Origin of the sequence: Mesorhizobium sp. M0938, from assembly GCF_040319125.1 — a bacterium.
Lineage (GTDB): Bacteria > Pseudomonadota > Alphaproteobacteria > Rhizobiales > Rhizobiaceae > Mesorhizobium > Mesorhizobium robiniae.
Map to the genome: position 1 here is coordinate 46,155 of NZ_JAMYNS010000002.1, position 18,709 is coordinate 64,863.

Genomic DNA, 18,709 nt, shown 5'->3' on the forward strand with positions numbered 1-18,709 from the left:
TCGGCGGCCGTATTCAGGCGGCGTTCGACCCCGTCACCTGAGCCGAAATCGCATCCGGGCCAAACTCGTCATCGGCGGAAATCTTCAGGATTTCCTGCAATCGGGTGCGGGCTCGGCTGACGCGGCTCTTGATCGTTCCGACTGCACAGCCGCAGATCTCGGCGGCTTCCTCGTACGAAAAGCCCGAAGCGCCGATGAGGATGATGGCTTCGCGCTGGTCCTCGGGCAATTGCTCGAGCGCGCCACGAAAGTCCTTGAGATCGAGCTGGCCGTGCTGGGCCGGATGGACGGCAAGCCTGGCCGTCATGACGCCGTCGCTGTCCTGCACCTCGCGGCCGCGTTTGCGCATCTGCGAATAGAATTCATTGCGCAGGATAGTGAAAAGCCATGCCTTGAGATTGGTGCCTGGCTCGAAGCTTTCATGCTTGTCCCAGGCCTTGACCAGCGTTTCCTGCACCAGATCGTCGGCCTTGTCAGCGTTTTGCGTCAACGATACGGCAAAGGCTCGCAGGCTCGGAATCGAGCCGAGCAGATCCGTCTTGAAGCTCTGGGAGACGGCTGCCATGCCTCAGTCCTTTTTTCGTGCGGGTTGGGCTTGTTCCAACTGGCTGAGCAATTGGGCGAAGCGATCCGGCACACTGTCGGAGACCAGCTCGTCGTAATATTGTTTGAGTTTTCGGCCGATTTCCGAGTTTGGCCCGAGCGGGTCGCCGGAAGCAGCCCGGCGCCTGGGTGGAGCGCCAGCCGTGGTGTCTTTCGTCATGTCTTCATTTTGCCCTTTATTTCCAGTACCTGCCGCCTTTCAATACACGGCGCAAAGCGAGCGGCACCCCCTCGTCTGGTTGCCCATCCGATCTCAAACGCCCTCCCCTTATATTAGTTCCAAAGCATCGGAACTTTTTCGGAAAGCCGGCGTTTGTATCTCTAGCGCCGATTTTCGGGGCTTGTAATCGGCTTGGCCTGCAATTTATGCAATTACGTCAGAGGGAGACGTCCATCATGAGCCTATCCGCAACCATCGCACCGCACCTGCCGTTCCTGCGCCGCTTCTCGCGGGCCGTTTCGGGATCGCAGGAGAGTGGCGACGCGCTGGTCGCCGCGATGCTCGAAGCCATCATCGCCGACGTTGACATCTTTCCGAACGCGTCGAGCGACCGCATCGCGCTCTACAAGGTCTTCGCCAAGCTGTTCACCTCGGTCGCCATCCGCGTTCCGCAAGAACACCCGCAGTCGGCGTGGGAACAGCGCGCCGCCGCCAATCTGAACGCGATCTCACCCCGTCCCCGCCAGGCCTTCCTGCTGGTCGCCGTCGAAGGTTTCAGCGAAGACGAGGCGGCAGAGATTCTCGACGTTGACGATCAGGAGTTCTCCGAACTTCTGGCCGAAGCCAGCAACGAGATTTCCCGCCAGGTGGCAACCGATGTTCTGATCATCGAGGACGAGCCGCTGATCGCCATGGACATCGAGCAAATGGTCGAAAGCCTCGGCCACCGCGTCGTCGGAACCGCGCGCACTCATGCCGAGGCGGTGGCGATGTTCGCAAAGACGCGACCAAAGATGGTACTGGCCGACATCCAGCTTGCCGACGGCAGCTCGGGCATCGAAGCGGTGAACGAGATCCTGTCGTCCACGCCGGTGCCGGTGATCTTCATAACCGCCTTTCCCGAGCGCCTCTTGACCGGCGAGCGGCCTGAGCCGGCCTTCCTCGTCACCAAGCCATTCAATCCGGACATGGTCAAGGCGCTGATCAGCCAGGCGCTGTTCTTCGACCGGCATGCAAAGGCCGCTGCCTAGGAGCGACTGGGCCTAACCTCGCAGCAGGCCTCGTTTCGCCCCGTTTTCCACAGGTTGGGTGACGCTGGCGCCTTGGCGCGAGCAAACGTCGCTTGCGCGTCGAAGTTCCTCTGCGCATGACCGTTCCACTCGGGCCGAAAGATTTCCAAGAACGCCTTTTTCGGGAAATGGCGGAACAAACGGCAGCGAGCAACGTTTTTGCCGTACCATTTGAAGGAGATCGATCATGCTTTACTGGGCGCTGGTATTTCTCGTTGTCGCGATCATTGCAGGCGCTCTTGGTTTCGGCGGCATCGCCGGCACCTCGGCCGGTATAGCGCAAATATTGTTTTTCATCTTCCTCGCGTTCCTGATCATCTCGCTTATCGCCGGCTTGTTTAAACGGGCGTCGTGAACGCTTAATGCGATCGAACACTGGGAGCCGCACCCCTCAAGCGGTTTCCAGCTACCGCCGAGCGGTGTTCTTAACGGAACGTCGCTCGGCGGACCGCTTTTTGGGAACCCATTTTTTCGTCAGCCGTTCAGCCTGGATTGGGCGGATAAAGAGCCGATGCAATCCAGACCCGGAGATACGAAAGACAACGGACGGAGTGATGAGATCATCGCTTTGCGTTCCGCGGAAAGTGGAATGCAGCTTGGCCGGGCCCTTCTTCACGCGTTGCACAATGCCGGCATCTCGGTTCTCTACCAGGATCGCGAGATGAAAACTGTCTGGGCCCGCAACATGCGCCCGCCATGGGCTTCCGATGCGGCCGACAGCGACGGCATCCTGCCGGTGGCGCAGGCGGAGCGTATCGGCGCGGCCAAACGCAACGTCGTCGCATCAGGCAATCCGGAACATCTCGAGCTCAGCATTCCCGCCGACGACGGCGTACGCTGGTTCCAAATATGGGTAGACGCCGATCACGACGACGGCGGCGCCGTGCAGGGCGTCGTCACCACCATGGTCGAAACGACCGAGCAGAAACGTCGCGAGCAGACCTTGAAGACGCTGCTGCGCGAGGTAAGCCACCGCTCGAAGAACCTTTTGGCCATCATCCAGAGCATCGCCACCCAGACCAGCCGTTATTCAGACACGCTCGGTGATTTCTTGACGCGTTTTCGCGGCCGGTTGCAGTCGCTCGCCTCATCCCAGGATCTGGTGACCTCTTCCAACTGGCGGGGGGCGGCACTACGCGAACTCGTGTCTGGCCAAGTCGGCCGCTATGGAGCCGAGCCCTCGCACAGCCTGCGTTTCCGGGGTGCAAATCCATACCTCAACCCTAATGCCGCGCTGCATATCGGCTTGGCCATGCACGAGCTGGCCGTCAATTCGGTCAGCTACGGCGCTCTGTCGCGAGCCGACGGATTCGTCGAGGTGACGGCTGATCTGACGGCTGCTTCCGCTGGCGAGACCGCCCTTTCGCTGACATGGGCCGAAGCCATCGGAGCCAATGACAATCAGCCCAACGAGAAGCGTTTTGGCAGCGTCGCGCTCGAGCGCATCGTGCCTGCGTCGTTGAACGGTACGGCGACATTTGAAATCACCGGGGACCGCCTCGAATATCGACTTGTCGTTCCCCGCGGCAATTTCGAGATGGATTGAACGGACAACGTTCAGCCAGACACGGCTCAGGATGAACCCGGCCGCGCCGGCTTTAACCACCTGTTCACCATAACGTCCGATGCTGTTTTCCCAAACACCGCTCCGCATTCGATCGCAGTTTTGCTGCGCAGCAAGGGAGGAATGGCTTTGACGGTAGCCGACATCGACAGGCTGGAACAGGCCGCACGCGTTTCGATGGGAGGATTTCAGGACCTCGAAGCATCAGCCATGCGGTCGCCTCGTACTTCCCTGCCGACGCCCGGTTTCGCCGCAATCGCGCTGGCTGCGGCGGTCGTTCTGGCGGCCGCGTTCCAGTTGATCTAGAGCATCGGACCCAAAGTGGCCGGCGGCTTTTGCTTGCCTTATGTCGGCCTGTTTCTCCAATCAGTCGCGCGCCAGCCTGCATCGCAGGAACTTTGGCGGATGATGGCCGTTCTTATGGCGAGAGGACTGTCGCCATGGAACATATCGCTGCCCTGCTGCTGGTCATTGGCTGTTCCAACACGATGACCGAGTGCCGTGAACTGCCGGTATCGGTGAGCGTTTTCGAAACCGCTCAGGAATGCACCGCCGAACGTCCGTTTGCGTTGGAAGACGTGCAAGGTCAGGCTCCGCGCATAATTGCCAAATGCCTTTCCGTCGATCCGGCGCTGGAGGATGATTACGACCAGATCGTCTGGAATGTGCGCCCGGACGGCACCCTCGACGCTTCCGTGGAGATTTCCGGCCTTGTGGTTGCCTCGAACGACGCGAGCCAGGAACAAGATTCTCTTAGCCAATAACGAAATCGAACAGGCAAAGCCCTTTTTCGCGTGGTAAGTGACGGGTGGAGCTACAAGTGAGGACAAAAGCGAGGAGTAACTCTATGCGGAAGATGATTATTGCCATGGTTGCCGTGGTCGCGGTCAGCGGTTGCAGTACCACCGAGCAGGATGTCGGCGTCGGCGCCGGTGTCGGCGCTCTGGCTGGCGGCCTGATCAACGGCGGCAAGGGTGCGCTGGTGGGCGCAGCCATCGGTGCCGGTTCCGGCCTGCTGGTGCGCAACCTGCGCAATGGCTATTGCCAATACCGTGACAACCGTGGCCGTCTCTATACGGCTCGCTGCTGATCCGTTTCAAAACGCATGAGCAATAGAGCAATTCCAGGAAAAGTGTGAAACGGTTTTCCGTCCGGAATTGCGCAAAACCAAAGAGATAGAGCGGTTCGGCGTTTCCGTGAAACGATGAACCGCCCTAGAAGCGGAGACCGGCTCGGCCGGTGTCCGCTGCTTGTGCCCACCAAAACGGTCGCCTTGCGGCAACTTTTCAGCCTGAAAGTGGAATCCTGATTTCCACGTTCAATCCGCCATCGTGAAAATCGCGATTGATCGTACCGCGCAATTCGCGTGTCACGTTCAAATCGATCAGCTTGGTGCCAAAACCGGTTTTAACAGGCGCTTCAAGCTTCTTCTGGCCGAATTCGCGCCAGTTGAGAACCAGCGTCCTGTCTCGCCTGCGGCCCTCGACCGACCAGTCAACCTTGAGCGGCCAGTCGCCCTTTTTAGCATTGGGCGAATTGCCGGTTTCGCCATATTTCAGCGCGTTCGTCGCCAGTTCGTGAAAGGTCAGGCCCAACGCTTGCGTCGTCGTCTCGTCGAGCAGCACCTCCGGCCCCGACAATATCCCCTCGGGAAGCTCCTTGCCGAACACCTGGCCGAGCTCGATGCGCAAAAGATCGCCTAAATCGGCCTTCTGCCAGCGCGAACGCGTCAGCATGTCCTGGGAGGCCGCCATCGCTTGCAGCCGGGCCGAAAAAGATGACGAAAACTCCTGAACGTCGGTAGCGTGCGACGCCGTCTGGCGCGCGATCGCCAGCACCCGCGTGATCGAGTTCTTGATGCGGTGCTTCATCTCCTGCAGCATCAGATCTTTTTCGAGCAGGCTTTTTTCCGTCGTTTCATGAAGCAGCGAGACCGCGTCGTAGGCCCGCTCCTGATAGCGTGCCACCAGCGCGATCGTTCCCGCGAGCAGCAGCCCGAACAGGCCGAGCATCACCGGAATGGCGCGCGAGGACGGCTGCGAGAAGGCGCTTGTCGGCCTGAACAGGACAGTCCACGGACGCCCGGCGATGGTGACCTTACGGGAAACCAGCAGCCTGTCGCCGAAAGTCGACACCGGCGGCGTTTCCGACTGGAACAAAAGATGGTCGGCATCCACCTTGCCGTCATAGATTTCGATGTTGACCGGCAGCAGCGGCGTCCGGCTGAGCGCTGTCTGGAACAGATCGCGGGCGCGGAAGGCTGCATAAAGAAAGCCTGACGTCGAGGATCGGGACGCATCGATGCCGTCCGGCGCGGTTTCGACGTTGAGCCGCACGAAAACCAGGAAGCCGGTGAAGGTCTGCGCAGCACCTGTTTCCTGGCCTAGCTGCACCCGCCCGCTGGCGTGCTGCTGGTCGTCGGCCATCGCCCTTTCGATCGCCTCGCGCCGCACCGGTTCGGTGAACATGTCATAGCCGATGCTGGATTGATTGGAAGGATCAAGCGGCTCGAACATCACGATCGGCGTGCGCCATGGCAGCGTCGTCGTAGCCGGATAGATGGGATGGCTGGCGCCATAGTCTTGCAGGATGGCACGCTCGACCGCTGCCTCGTCGCCGGCTCTCGCCAACCGGAGAAAGCCGATGCCGCGCAGGCCGGCGAAATTGTCGTCAATATCGAGCGCGTCGAAGAACGCCTTGAATTGGTCCCGCGAAAGCCCGCCATTGCGAGCGTTGAACAGCGCCTGGGTCGATCGCAGCAGCGACAGATGCAGGTCGATGCGGCTATCGATCCGGTTGAGCGCGTCGTCCGCCGTCGCTTCGAATTTGATGCGCGCAGCTTCCTGCGTCGCGAAATAGGCGAATCCTGCCATCGTCAGGCTGATCAGCGCGACGGCAATGAAAGCGACGATCGGGAAGAACTTCTTCAATTGCTGATGCGGCCCATGCGGTTCCCCATCTTTATGCGCAAGTCGTTGCGCCAACACAATGGCGAGGCCAAGCCATCATGGCGGCTGGCATACTACACGACTGGTACTTAGCCGGCTTATTTGAGAGCTTTAGGCGGCGATCTTGAGCGCCCCAGGCCCCGGAATGGCACCGGGCGGGCACTTGCCCAGAATGATCATGCCGAGCACCTCGTCCTGGGTCACATCGCTCGTCCGCGCGGTGCCAACCACCTGACCGTTCTTCATCACGCAGACGCGGTCGGCAAGCTCGAAAACATCGTGGATGTCGTGGCTGATCAGGAAGATGCCGATCCCATCGGCCTTGAGCTGCATCACCAGTTCGCCGACCTGCGCGGTTTCCTGCGGCCCCAGTGCGGCCGTCGGCTCATCCATGATCAGGATGCGGGCGTTGAACAGGATGGCGCGTGCGATCGCCACCGACTGCCGCTGCCCCCCGGAAAGCTTGACCACCGGTTCCTTGAAGCGCTGGAAGCGGGGATTGAGCCTGCCCATCACCCTGCGCGCCTCGGCCTCCATGGCGCCATCGTCGAGCGTGCCCCAGCCGGTCATCAGTTCGCGGCCGAGGAAGAGGTTGGCGGCGGCGTCGACATTGTCGGCGAGCGCCAGCGTCTGGTAGATCGTCTCGATGCCGTATTTCTTGGCGTCGCGCGGATTGGAGATCGAAGCCTCCTCACCATTGACGAAGATCTGGCCCGAATCGCGCTTATATGCGCCGGACAGGATCTTGATCAGCGTCGACTTGCCGGCGCCGTTGTGACCGAGCAGCGCCACCACCTCACCCGGGAAAAGGTCGATCGACGCATCGTCGACGGCGCGAATGCCGCCGAAGGCAATCGAAATGTTTCGCATATCTATCAGTGGCGTGGGAGCAGTCGTATCAGCCATAATCGCCTTTCCTTAAACGCGCTTGCGGTAGACGGTGTCGAGCCAGACCGCGATCACCAGGACGGCACCGACGACGACGCTCTGAAGCGGTGAATCGATGCCGAGCAGCACCATGCCGGACTGCAGCGACTGCATCAGAAGCGCGCCCAGCATGGCGCCGAGCACTGTGCCGGAGCCGCCGGCCAGCGATGTACCGCCGATGACGGCTGCGGCGATGACCAGCAACTCGTCCAGCGTACCCAGCGCATTGGTCGACGCATTGAGGCGGGCCGATGCAATCGCCGCGCTGATTGCGGCCAGCACGCCCATGATCATGAACACCTTCATCGTCACCCAGCGCGTGTTGATGCCGGCGAGCTCCGCCGCTTCCGGATTGCCGCCGATGGCAAAGACATAGCGGCCGAAACGCGTACGCTTGGTAATGAATGTCATGACGATGCCGACTGCGACCGCGATCAGCACCGGTATGGCGATGCCATGGGCGATGAACAGCCCGCCTTCGGGGACGGTGATGCCGTTCCGTTGGGCGTATTGGCGAACGATGCCGACCGGCCAAGGATAGGAATTGGCGATCCAGACGGCGCCGAGGATGGCGGCGCAGGCAACAACACCAAGCAAGCTCTCCGCCCAGACGGGGCGCAGTGGAAATTTGAACCGCTTGCGCTGCGACCGGCCGTTGAGCAGCATGAAGGCGACGGCCATACAGGCCAGAATGCCGACGATCCAGCTTGCGGTTGCGCCGATCGAGCCACGCGGCCCGCCCCCCATGAGCTGGAAGGTGGTGTCGAGCGGCGCGACGGTGCGCCCGCTGGTCATCAGCCAAGCCATGCCGCGCCAGATCAGCAAGCCGCCCAGCGTCACAATGAAAGCCGGAACCTCGAGATAGGCGATGATGAAGCCCTGGAGCGCGCCGATCATGAGGCCGAGCACCACGCCGGCGGCAAGTGCGATAATCCATATCCAGGGATTTCCAACCTGAAATCCCAAGACGCGGATGAGGAATTCGGCCTGGGCCACGCCCATCACCATGCCGATCACGCCTTCGACGGAGCCGACCGAAAGATCGATGTTGCGCATTACGATGACAAGAACCATGCCGGTCGCCATGATCGCGACCGAGGAGGTCTGCACCGACAAGTTCCAGAGATTGCGCGGCGTGAGGAAAAGCCCGCCCGACAGGATGTGAATTCCAACCCAGATGACCAGCAGCGCGCCGACCATGCCGAGCATGCGTATATCGAGCTCGGTTGCCTTGAGGAACCGCCCGACTGCGCTGAGCTCGGATTCGCGCGCCCGGTCTTCGGCCGTGTTGGCCACCGGTGAGTTGGATGCCGTGTCGGTCATGATGTCCTCCGACCGGGTTGCCGTCTGGCGCGGATGCCGGAACAGGATGCTATTTGCTTTCCCCAGTCATTTAAAGCGGAAGTCATTTGAAGTGGAAAGCCTCTCGAAAAACGCCGCGGCCTGACAGCCGCGGCGTTCGTTTCCCTGCGAAGTTGTCCAGATCAGTTGCAGGCCGCAACGCTGCCTGCGGCGACGCCCGCACAGACTTCGTCCTTCTTGATCCAGCCGGCGTCGATGACGACGTTGAGATTGTCCTTGGTGATGGCAATCGGTGTTAGGAACAGCGACTTGACGGCATTGCCGCCCGGCGTGGTGAAATCCTTGACGCCCGCAATGTCGGTCATCTGCTTGCCATCGGCCAGCTGCGAAGCGATCTCGGCAGCGTTCTTGCCGAGCTCGCGCGCGTCCTTCCAGACCGATACGGTCTGTGTGCCGAGCGCGATGCGGTTCAGCGCGGCATGATCGCCGTCCTGACCCGATACCGGGACGGATCCGGCCAGGCCTTGCGCCGTTAGTGCCGCGACGACGCCGCCGGCGGTGCCGTCATTGGCGGCAACCACCGCGTCGACCTTGTTGTCGTTGGCGGTCAGGAACTGTTCCATGTTCTTCTGCGCATTGGCGGGAAGCCAGCCGTCCGTATAGGCCTCGCCGACATTCTTGATCTTGCCGCTGTCGATGGCGTCCTTGAGCACTTCCATGGAGCCGGCGAACAGGAAATCGGCATTCGGATCGGCGCCGGAGCCCTTGATGAAGACGTAGTTGCCCTCCGGCTTTACCTTGAACACTTCGCGGGCCTGCATGCGGCCGACTTCCTGGTTGTCGAAAGTCAGATAGAACACGTCCTTGTTCTCGATCAGCCGGTCATAGCCGACGACCGGAATGCCTTCGTCCAGCGCCTTCTGCACCGCCGGCCCGATGGCCGAGGCATCCTGCGCCAGGATGATCAGTGCATTGGCGCCCTGCGAGATCAGGCTTTCGACATCGGTCAGCTGCTTACCGGGATTGGACTGCGCATCGGCTGAAATATACTTGTCGCCGGCGGCCTCGATCGCCGCCTTCATGGCGGCTTCGTCGGTCTTCCAGCGCTCTTCCTGGAAATTCGACCACGAAACGCCAATGACCTTGTCCTTGGCCTGTGCGACCGATGCGAGCGTCAGCGACATGGCGACCCCCGCCAGAATGGCGGCTGCGAATCTTTTCATGATATTCCTCCCTGCACCGCGTGCGGCGCGACCAGACTGACCCGAGGGCCGGCACAAAGGCTCTATTTTTTCGAGCCTCGAAAAAACACTGATCCAACGCCGAAGCGCTGTCAACATCAATTCTGATGGATTTTGATGGCTTTCCGGCTTTTTTTCGAGCCTCGGAATAAACCGTGACAGCGGCTTCTGCTTCTGCCACTATTTGTCCGACATTATCGACGGCTTCCGATTTATGAGTCGCCGCGGTGACAGGGAGGAAGCAGCAGAATGTCGGTTGGAATCCGTCATGACGATTTGCGCCGCCGCAACCGGGCGATGGTGATTTCGGCCGTACGCCGGGCCGGCCAACCATCGCGGACCGAGATCGCGGCAACCACCGGCCTCAGCCATTCGACCATATCGGCGATCTGTTCAGACCTGATCCAGGAAAGCATCCTGACCGAGAGCAGGGCGAGCGAGGCCGTTTCGCTGAAACGCGGCCGGCCGCAGGTCGGCCTCGGCCTCAATCCGGAAGCGGCAGCGGTGTTGGCCGTCGTGTTGTCGCTGAATTTCCTGTCGGTCGCCGTCATCGATTATGCCGGACAAGTCGTCGCCGAGGAACAGCGCCGGCTGGACACGCTGACCATGTCGCGCGACGAGCTGATCGGCGAATGTGTCGCCATCGTCCGGCGACGGCTCGAAGATCCCGACCTCGACGTCCAAAGCGTCGCCCGCATCGCACTGGCGATCCAGGGTATTACGGATTCCCATGCGCGCGCCATGTTGTGGTCGCCGATCACGCCGCAAACGAACATCGCTTTCGCCGACATTCTTGAACGCGAATTCGGCATCCCGGCCATCATGGAAAACGACTGCAACATGATGGCCGTGGCGCTGCGCTGGCGCGACCCGGATCGCTACCGCAACGATTTCATCGCTATTCTCCTCTCACACGGCATCGGTATGGGGCTGGTGCTGAAGGGCGAACTGTTCACCGGCACCCATTCCTCAGGCGGCGAATTCGGCCACATGATCCATCGGCCGGGCGGCGCGCTTTGCCGTTGCGGACGGCGCGGCTGCGTCGAAGCCTATGCCGGCAACTACGCCATCTGGCGCAATGCAAGGCAATTGAGCGAGAATGCCGAACCGGTTGCCGATGTCAGCGATGCCGACATGCGGGCACTGGCGGCCCGGGCGCGCGAGACGGACGGACCGGAGCGCGAAGCCTACCGCAAGGCCGGCGAAGCGCTCGGCTTCGGCCTAGGCAGCCTGTTCGCGCTGATCGATCCGGCGCCGGTCGCCATGGTCGGCGCCAGCGCTGCCGCTTTCGACCTGATCGAGCCTGCCCTGCGCGAAGCCATCGCCCAGACCGCCGGCGGCCAGCATTCGGGTTCGATTTCCTTCGACACCGAGCCGAACGAATTGCCGCTGATCCGCGAAGGCTGCGCCATGCAGGCGCTGAATTTCGTCGACCAGGAGATTTTCGCGCCGGGCGCGCAAGGAAAGTCCGGCACGATCAGGAAGGACGTGGCCTGAGTTCGAAAGGCAAGGAACAAAGGCGGATTGCGACTTGGATGTGTTGAGATTCAGGTCAGGCCACGCCGGAGTCGAAGACGGGCGCGAAACAACCAAACCGGTGGCTTCCGAGAACCGGAACGGAGCGTAACGTTTAAGTACGTACCGGAAACGCAGGAAATCGCCATTCGCGGGCCGGCATCACCTGGAGTATCAGCCTAGTCTTCCCTGATCGCATAGCCCGCGCCGCGGATGGTACGGATGACATCGGGCATGCGACCATTGTTGACCGCCTTGCGCAGCCGCCCGACATGGACGTCCACCGTGCGTTCATCGATGTAAATCGTCTCGCCCCAGACATTGTCGAGCAACTGGCTGCGCGAGAAGACGCGACCGGGGTGCCGCATCATGAATTCGAGCAGCCGGAATTCGGTCGGCCCGAGCCGGATCTCGCTCTTCTTGCGGTAGACCCTGTGCGATTCGCGATCGAGCATGATGTCGCCGACCTTCAGCACGCTGGACAGCACTTCCGGCTTGGCGCGGCGCAGCAGCGCCTTGACTCGGGCCATGAATTCCGGTGTCGAGAACGGCTTGACCAGATAGTCGTCGGCCCCGGTCGAGAGGCCGCGCACCCGGTCGCTCTCCTCGCCGCGCGCGGTCAGCATGATGATCGGCAACCGCTCGGTTTCGGGACGCACCCGAAGACGCCGGCAAAGCTCGATGCCGGAAACTGCCGGCACCATCCAGTCGAGCACCAGAAGATCGGGCACGTTTTCCTGCAGCCGGATTTCGGCCTCGTCGCCGCGTGTCACCACCTCGACCTGATAGCCTTCGGATTCCAGATTGTAGCGGAGGAGGACGCCCAGCGGCTCTTCATCCTCCACCACCATGATGCGCGGCGCGATCATCGATCGGTCACCCCCGTCATGTCGCCGGCGCCGTCGTCGTTTCGTCGAGCTTCGGGCGATCCGCCGGCAACTGCTGCCCGGTCACGACATAGTAGGCGTTTTCGGCGATGTTGGTTACATGATCGCCAATACGCTCGAGATTCTTGGCGCAGAACAGAAGATGCGTGCAGGCGGTGATGTTACGAGGGTCCTCCATCATGTAGGTCAGGAGCTCGCGAAAAACCGCCGTGTATTTGACATCGACCTTCTCGTCGGCGGCGCGTAGTTCCTTCAACGCGTTGGCGTCTCGCGACACGTAGTGCTCGACCACGCCACGGAGCTGTTCGAGAACGAGATCCGCCATTGCGTCGATACCGTGCGAGAGATTACGCGGCGTGGCGCTCTGTCCGACTGCGCTGACCCGCTTGGCTATGTTCTTGGCCAGGTCGCCGATGCGCTCCAGATCGCCGGCCATCCGGATTGCGCCAACCACGGCGCGCAGGTCTTGCGCCATCGGCTGCCGCTTGGCGATCAGTGTGATCGCGCTGTCGTCGAGCTCGCGCTGCCGGGCATCCATGATGGCATCGTCAGAGACGACGCGCTGCGCCATGGCATTGTCCGACGCGAGCAATGCGCGGATCGACGCAGCTACCATCGCGGCGGCAAGCTCGTCCATGTCACGGATCAGCCTGTCGATGTGTTCCAATTCCTCGTCGAAGGAGGCGACGGTATGTTCACCCATGATGCTGTCCTCGTGTTCGAATTCGCCGCCGGACCGCTCAGCCGAACCGGCCGGTGATGTAGTCCTGGGTGCGCTTGTCGTCGGGGTTGGTGAACATTTTGTCGGTCGCGCCTTCCTCGACCAGATAGCCGAGATGGAACATCGCCGTTCGCTGCGACACGCGCGCTGCCTGCTGCATCGAATGGGTGACGATGACGATCGTGTAGTTCTGACGCAGCTCGTCGATCAGCTCCTCGACGCGGGCGGTGGCGATCGGATCGAGCGCTGAGCAGGGCTCGTCCATCAGGATCACTTCCGGCGACACCGCGATGGCGCGCGCGATGCACAGGCGCTGCTGCTGTCCGCCGGAAAGGCCGGTGCCCGATTCGAGCAGGCGATCCTTGACCTCGTTGAACAGGCCGGCCTTCTTCAGGCTCGATTCGACGATGCCGTCCAGCTCCGCCTTGCTTCTGGCCAGACCGTGAATGCGCGGACCGTAGGCGACGTTTTCGTAGATCGACTTCGGAAACGGGTTCGGCTTCTGGAACACCATGCCGACGCGAGCCCGCAGCTCGACGACGTCGATTTTCGGGTCGTAGACATCCTCGTTGTCGAGCGTGATCTTGCCACTTACTCGCGCGATGTCGATCGTGTCGTTCATTCGGTTCAGGCAACGCAGAAAGGTCGACTTGCCGCAACCCGACGGGCCGATCAACGCCGTCACCTGGTTCTCGCGGACATCGAGATCCACGTCGAACAGAGCGCGCTTCTCGCCATAATGAACAGAGACCTTTTCGCCCTTCATCTTGATCGAAGGTTCGTTGGTTCCGCTATTCAGTTTCTGTTCGACGCTGGCTTCCGTCATGATGTTCATATCCTCTAACTCCTTACCAGCGCCGCTCGAAGCGCCTGCGCAGTATCACCGCGATGGCATTCATGATGACCAAAAACACTAGCAAAATCAAAATCGCCGCCGAAGTCTTCTGCTGGAATCCAGCTTCCGGGAAATCGGCCCACATGAATATCTGCACCGGCAGGATCGTCGCGGGATCGGTGAAGCCGCCGGGAATGTCGACGATGAACGCGACCATGCCGATCATCAGCAACGGCGCGGTTTCACCCAGCGCATGCGCCATGCCGAGGATGGTGCCGGTCATGATGCCCGGCATCGCCAGCGGCAGGACGTGATGGAATACGGTCTGGACCTTGGACGCTCCGATGCCAAGTGCGGCCTCGCGGATCGACGGTGGCACGGCGCGCAGCGAAGCGCGTGAGGCGATAATGATGATCGGCAGCGTCATCAATGCCAGCACCATGCCGCCGACCACCGGGGCCGAGCGCGGCAGGCCGAAGAAATTCAGGAATACGGCAAGTCCAAGCAGGCCGAAGACGATCGAGGGCACCGCCGCCAGATTGTTGATATTCACTTCGATGATCGTCGTCAGCCGGTTCTTGGGTGCAAATTCCTCAAGATAGATCGCCGCCGAAACGCCGATCGGGAATGCGATGGCGAGCGTCACGATCATGGTCAGGAACGAACCGACGACCGCGCCCCAGACACCGGCCAGTTCCGGCTCGCGGCTTGCGCCGGTGAAGAAGAAGATCGAGTTGAACCGGCTTTCGATCAGGCCGGCGCTCTTCAGCGTATCGAGCCAGACGATCGTCTTGTCCGAAATCTTTCGCGATGCTTCCGGCGTATTGATGACGCGCAGGAATGCCTGGCCGCTCGCGGCGGGCGTCGTGCTGTCGAGCGCCTCGATCACCGTGCCCTTTGCGATCGCCGTCCCGTTGGCCCCAGGCGACAGCGCGGTCAGCTTGACCGTGCCGCCATTGAACGCGACCAGCAGCGACGACGCGCCGCTCGTCAGCGTGAGCATGCCGTTTTCGCCCTCGGTCGCACCATGGCCGCGCGCCAGCGCCAGCATGGCATCGTCGCCGAAGGTCAGATCGATGTCGCCGCTGGTTTGCGAAGGTGTGACGCTTGTCGAAATCGCTTCGTCCGAACCGACGTCGGCAAGCAGACCCTTGAGATAAAGATCGGCGAAATCGTCAAGTGGGACCGCATAGTCCACCGTTTTTCCGAGCATCCCTGGATCAGCAGCGATATCTTTGCGCAGGAAGACGCCTGTGCCGGTGGAAATCAGCCCGCGCAGCAGGCGCTTGTCCTGACGGCTCGTCACATCCGGAAATTTTGCCGTAAGCGCTTCCTGGGCGATGGCGTCGTAGTTGACGGCATCGAGTTTCGCCGGGTCGACCTTGGCCGCCGAAAGATCGATAGGCAGCGTCAGATAATTCTGCCGCAGCGCCGGGATCGCCTGCGTGACGATCGTCGACAGGAGCAGCACAAGGAAGAGGCCGGCCAACGCGACGGCTGCGGCGCCAAGCCATTTGAACCACGTTTCCGTTCGGTAACGGCCCTTCAGCCGCGCCTTCGCGGCATCGTCGGTATGAATGCTGACGGGGCGTCCGACGACGCCGAATGACGAGATCGCATCAGTCATATTGCTCTCGGTACTTCTGGACGACGCGCAAAGCGACGATGTTGAGGGAAAGCGTGATGCAGAACAGCACCAGGCCGAGCGCAAAGGCTGCAAGCGTCTTGGCGCTGTCGAACTCCTGATCGCCCACAAGCAGCGTCACGATCTGCACCGTCACGGTGGTGACGGCTTCGAGTGGGTTCGCCGTGAGATTAGCTGCCAGCCCCGCCGCCATGACCACGATCATGGTTTCACCGATTGCGCGGCTGACGGCGAGCAGCATCGCCGAAACGATGCCCGGAAGGGCCGCGGGAAGGATCACCTTTCGGATGGTTTCAGACTTGGTCGCGCCGAGGCCGGCGGAACCGTCCCTCAGCGATTGCGGAACGGCGTTGATCACATCATCGGAAAGCGAGGAAACGAAGGGAATGATCATGATGCCCATGACCACGCCTGCGGCGAGCGCGGATTCTGACGCAACGTTGAGGCCCAGGCTTTCGCCGAGACCACGGAAGTAGGGTGCAACCGTCAGCGCGGCGAAGAAGCCATAGACGACGGTCGGAATGCCGGCGAGGATTTCCAGCACCGGCTTTGCGACCGCGCGGACGCTTTTGGAAGCGTAATCCGAAAGATAGATCGCAGCCATCAGCCCGATGGGCGCAGCTACCAGCATGGCAATGAAGGTGATGAGCAACGTGCCGGCAAACAGCGGCACCATGCCAAAAATGTCCTGGTTGACCGCCCCGGCTTCCGCTCCGGCGCCGGTAAAGGCGCTCTGTGGCGACCAATGCGTGCCGAACAGGAATTTATAGAGCGGCACCTGTTGGAAGAACCGCAAGGATTCGAAGATGAGCGACAGGACGATGCCGATCGTCGTCAGGATCGCGACCGCCGAACAGGTGATCAAGAATGCTCGAAGAACGCGCTCGACCACGTGGCGCGCCCGGTAGGCCTGTGCGATGCGCGAATAGGCCCAGTAAAATCCGGACGCGGAAAGCAGAAGCGCGACGGCCCAGATGATCCAGGCGCTGGTCGCATGGATCGATTTGTAGGCGGCCGCGGCTGCCTCTTTCGTAGGATCGGCGAAGCCGACAAGCCCGCCAAAGGCCATCGCACGAGCGTCGCGGATGAAAGCTTCGACTTGCGGAATGCCCATTCCCGACAACTCGGCGGAGAAGCGGTCGGCGATGATTGACGATTCAATTCCCGGCGTCACCATCGACCACAACACGATCGCAAGCAGCGCGGGACCGGCAGCAAAGAGCGCCAGAAACATGCCATGCTGCCCAGGCAGCGAATGCAGCCGCGCGACGTCGCCATTGACACTGGCAATGGCGCGTGTGCGGCCTATCCAATAGGCCGCAGCAGCCAAAACTAACAGAAGAACAACGAGATAACCGACCATGATTCAGGACGTCCCCTCGACCGCCGGCCATCCACCGGCTCAAAGCACGGGACGTTGGTCCCGCGCTTTGTGCTTTAGAGCATGAGGGTCAGAGCGGATATTTGCCCGGACCCCGAAAAAATCAGGAGCCCATGCCCTTCAGGGCCTTGGCGTTTTCGGCCCACGTGGCGCGCTCGGCGTCCGGCAGCGGGATCAGGCCCTTGTCGGCCAGATAACCCTCAGGACCCCATGCACCCTCGGAGGTATACTCGGCGATGAACTCTTGCATGCCGGGGATGACGCCGACATGCTCTTTCTTGGCATAGATGTAGAGCGAGCGGGAAACGCCATACTTGCCGGATGCGATGTTCTCGAAGGTCGGCTCGACGCCGTCGACCTTGTGGCCCTGCAGCTTGTCCGCGTTCTGGTCAAGGAACGAGAAACCAAAGATGCCGAAGGCATTGGGGTTTGCTTCCAGCTTCTGGACAATCAGATTGTCGTTTTCGCCGGCCTCGACAAAAGCGCCGTCTTCGCGGATTTCGCCGCAGCCCTTTTCATTAGCCGCCTTCACTTCTTCCTGGCAGGCCGCGTCCATGACGAGTTCAACGAACGCGTCGCGCGTGCCGGACGTGGGCGGCGGGCCAAGCACTTCGATCTTTGTCGCGGGAAGCGACGCATCGACATCCGACCAGTTCTTGTAAGGATTGGCGACGACCTTACCGTCAACTGCGACATTCTTGGCGAGCGCCTTGAAAACCTGTTCCTTGGTCAGATCAACGACGGTCCCTGCCTTCGAGTTGGCGAGCACGATGCCGTCGAAGCCGACCTTGATCTCGACCGGCGTCACGCCGTTTGCCTTGCAGGTTTTAAGCTCGCTGTCCTTGATGGCGCGCGAGGCATTGGTGAAGTCAGCGGTATTTTCGCCGACGCCCTGGCAAAACAGCTTCATGCCACCGCCGGTGCCAGTCGATTCAACGACTGGGGTCTTGATCTGGCCGCTCTGGCCGAGCTTTTCGGCGACAGCCGTGGTGAAGGGGAATACTGTGGACGAACCGACGATTTGGATCTGGTCGCGCGCGGCGGCATAACCAGCCGACGCGGCGAGCGCAAGCGCCGCGGCCGACGCCGTAAGGAGGAATTTCTTCATGTGGCCTGCTCCTGTTCGGAAGATGGTCTCTCGGCGCCTTCCTTCGGCGCCCGCTGAGGCCAATAGCCCCCGATTATTACAGTCTCATGACAGTTTGATGTCAGCCCGGTAACGCCGCACGGCCATGCCGAAAAGGTAGCGTTGCGAGTCTCGCTGACGCAGCCGTGGTTTGCCGCTGGAATCAGCAGCTTGCACGATTTCCAGCCGCCATCCCTCCTCGACAGGCGCTGCAGATGGCGTCGAAAAAGAAAATCCGGGCGGGAGCGCGTTGCATGCGGCCAAAGGAGGTCATGGGCCGCGCCATCGCCGAAACAGGTCCGTTGGGGTAAATCTGACCCTGTTTCTTGCCGGCGGTCGCTGCTCCCGCCCGTAACTGGAGGAGCGGAACTCGAATATGCCTATTGTCCCAACCGGCGCGCGCTTTGGTATGGTGCGATCGCACCATAGTCTTGCTCCCCGACGCGTCGCCGAATCCCGGCTGAACTATACAGCCTGACGGGATTCCTATACGCGTTGCGCTGGATTTCTCCGTCCGCACCAAGCCCGCGCTCGACATTTCGAGCAAGGCTCTAGGGCTGATGGGCTTGGGCAGCTAGCCGTCCATGCCCGCATCCTGGCATCGTTGGCAAGCTCCTTTCGGTACGTGCGCGGTGACGTCGACGATCGGGATTCCTATCGCGGTATTCCGACGTTGTCGGCAGAACCGAAGCCGCGTTATAAATCCTGTAGGAGTATTGCCGATGTTGGGACGGATCCTGCCTTTTTTCCTGTGCCCGATGCTGGCATTCGGGAGCGGCTGTTC

At 61.2% G+C, this 18,709-nt stretch carries 19 protein-coding genes; 7 read left to right on the forward strand and 12 right to left on the reverse strand.

The window, feature by feature from the left end:
• Positions 1-13 precede the first annotated feature (13 nt).
• Entirely contained in the window at positions 14-565 is a 552-nt protein-coding gene (locus NKH73_RS02850) for a sigma-70 family RNA polymerase sigma factor (RefSeq protein ID WP_352927812.1), read from the reverse strand.
• Positions 566-568: 3 nt separating this feature from the next.
• Positions 569-763 carry a NepR family anti-sigma factor gene (locus NKH73_RS02855; protein WP_352927815.1) on the reverse strand — a complete coding sequence of 65 codons (195 nt, stop codon included), beginning with the start codon at positions 761-763 and terminating at the stop codon, positions 569-571.
• 236 nt (positions 764-999) lie between these two features.
• Here NKH73_RS02855 and NKH73_RS02860 point away from each other — a divergent pair, with 236 nt between their 5' ends.
• From NKH73_RS02860 to NKH73_RS02885, 6 genes are all read left to right on the forward strand, one after another.
• Positions 1,000-1,794 carry a response regulator gene (locus NKH73_RS02860; protein ID WP_352927818.1) on the forward strand — a complete coding sequence of 265 codons (795 nt, stop codon included), beginning with the start codon at positions 1,000-1,002 and terminating at the stop codon, positions 1,792-1,794.
• 226 nt (positions 1,795-2,020) lie between these two features.
• Positions 2,021-2,188: a DUF1328 domain-containing protein gene (locus NKH73_RS02865; protein WP_023797107.1), complete on the forward strand. Its 168-nt coding sequence runs from the start codon at positions 2,021-2,023 to the stop codon at positions 2,186-2,188.
• A gap of 156 nt (positions 2,189-2,344) precedes the next feature.
• Positions 2,345-3,379: a sensor histidine kinase gene (locus tag NKH73_RS02870; protein ID WP_352927823.1), complete on the forward strand. Its 1,035-nt coding sequence runs from the start codon at positions 2,345-2,347 to the stop codon at positions 3,377-3,379.
• Between the two features lie 141 nt (positions 3,380-3,520).
• Positions 3,521-3,703, forward strand: coding sequence for a hypothetical protein (locus tag NKH73_RS02875; protein WP_352927825.1), 183 nt, complete (start codon positions 3,521-3,523; stop codon positions 3,701-3,703).
• A gap of 134 nt (positions 3,704-3,837) precedes the next feature.
• Entirely contained in the window at positions 3,838-4,161 is a 324-nt protein-coding gene (locus NKH73_RS02880; RefSeq protein ID WP_352927828.1) for a hypothetical protein, read from the forward strand.
• Positions 4,162-4,244: 83 nt separating this feature from the next.
• A complete protein-coding gene (locus NKH73_RS02885) occupies positions 4,245-4,487 on the forward strand; it encodes a YMGG-like glycine zipper-containing protein (RefSeq protein WP_352927831.1) in 243 nt (80 codons plus the stop codon).
• Between the two features lie 196 nt (positions 4,488-4,683).
• Here the strand turns inward: NKH73_RS02885 and NKH73_RS02890 are convergent, their stop codons facing one another.
• The 4 genes from NKH73_RS02890 to xylF form a co-directional block, all read right to left on the reverse strand.
• The gene (locus NKH73_RS02890) at positions 4,684-6,327 is read right to left on the reverse strand and encodes a CHASE domain-containing protein (RefSeq protein ID WP_352927834.1); all 1,644 of its coding nucleotides are present in this window, start codon (positions 6,325-6,327) and stop codon (positions 4,684-4,686) included.
• Positions 6,328-6,456: 129 nt separating this feature from the next.
• Positions 6,457-7,251, reverse strand: a complete 795-nt coding sequence (locus tag NKH73_RS02895; protein WP_352927837.1) for an ATP-binding cassette domain-containing protein — start codon at positions 7,249-7,251, stop codon at positions 6,457-6,459.
• Between the two features lie 12 nt (positions 7,252-7,263).
• The gene (locus NKH73_RS02900) at positions 7,264-8,595 is read right to left on the reverse strand and encodes a sugar ABC transporter permease (protein WP_352927840.1); all 1,332 of its coding nucleotides are present in this window, start codon (positions 8,593-8,595) and stop codon (positions 7,264-7,266) included.
• Between the two features lie 161 nt (positions 8,596-8,756).
• The gene (gene xylF / locus NKH73_RS02905) at positions 8,757-9,797 is read right to left on the reverse strand and encodes a D-xylose ABC transporter substrate-binding protein (RefSeq protein WP_352927843.1); all 1,041 of its coding nucleotides are present in this window, start codon (positions 9,795-9,797) and stop codon (positions 8,757-8,759) included.
• 267 nt (positions 9,798-10,064) lie between these two features.
• On the opposite strand from xylF, the gene NKH73_RS02910 reads away from it, so the two are divergent.
• A complete protein-coding gene (locus NKH73_RS02910) occupies positions 10,065-11,312 on the forward strand; it encodes an ROK family protein (RefSeq protein ID WP_352927846.1) in 1,248 nt (415 codons plus the stop codon).
• Between the two features lie 197 nt (positions 11,313-11,509).
• Here the strand turns inward: NKH73_RS02910 and phoB are convergent, their stop codons facing one another.
• The 6 genes from phoB to NKH73_RS02940 form a co-directional block, all read right to left on the reverse strand.
• Positions 11,510-12,199 carry a phosphate regulon transcriptional regulator PhoB gene (phoB, locus tag NKH73_RS02915; protein ID WP_031254097.1) on the reverse strand — a complete coding sequence of 230 codons (690 nt, stop codon included), beginning with the start codon at positions 12,197-12,199 and terminating at the stop codon, positions 11,510-11,512.
• Positions 12,200-12,215: 16 nt separating this feature from the next.
• Positions 12,216-12,920 carry a phosphate signaling complex protein PhoU gene (gene phoU / locus NKH73_RS02920; RefSeq protein WP_352927850.1) on the reverse strand — a complete coding sequence of 235 codons (705 nt, stop codon included), beginning with the start codon at positions 12,918-12,920 and terminating at the stop codon, positions 12,216-12,218.
• 37 nt (positions 12,921-12,957) lie between these two features.
• Positions 12,958-13,773 (reverse strand): phosphate ABC transporter ATP-binding protein PstB, encoded by an 816-nt coding sequence (gene pstB, locus NKH73_RS02925; protein WP_352927853.1) that lies wholly within the window; start codon positions 13,771-13,773, stop codon positions 12,958-12,960.
• 13 nt (positions 13,774-13,786) lie between these two features.
• Positions 13,787-15,400 (reverse strand): phosphate ABC transporter permease PstA, encoded by a 1,614-nt coding sequence (gene pstA, locus NKH73_RS02930; protein ID WP_352927856.1) that lies wholly within the window; start codon positions 15,398-15,400, stop codon positions 13,787-13,789.
• A complete protein-coding gene (gene pstC, locus NKH73_RS02935) occupies positions 15,393-16,781 on the reverse strand; it encodes a phosphate ABC transporter permease subunit PstC (RefSeq protein ID WP_352927859.1) in 1,389 nt (462 codons plus the stop codon). Before pstC ends, pstA begins: the two co-directional genes overlap by 8 nt.
• A gap of 121 nt (positions 16,782-16,902) precedes the next feature.
• On the reverse strand, positions 16,903-17,907 hold the full coding sequence (locus NKH73_RS02940; RefSeq protein ID WP_127204277.1) for a PstS family phosphate ABC transporter substrate-binding protein: 1,005 nt from the start codon (positions 17,905-17,907) through the stop codon (positions 16,903-16,905).
• Positions 17,908-18,709: the final 802 nt, after the last annotated feature.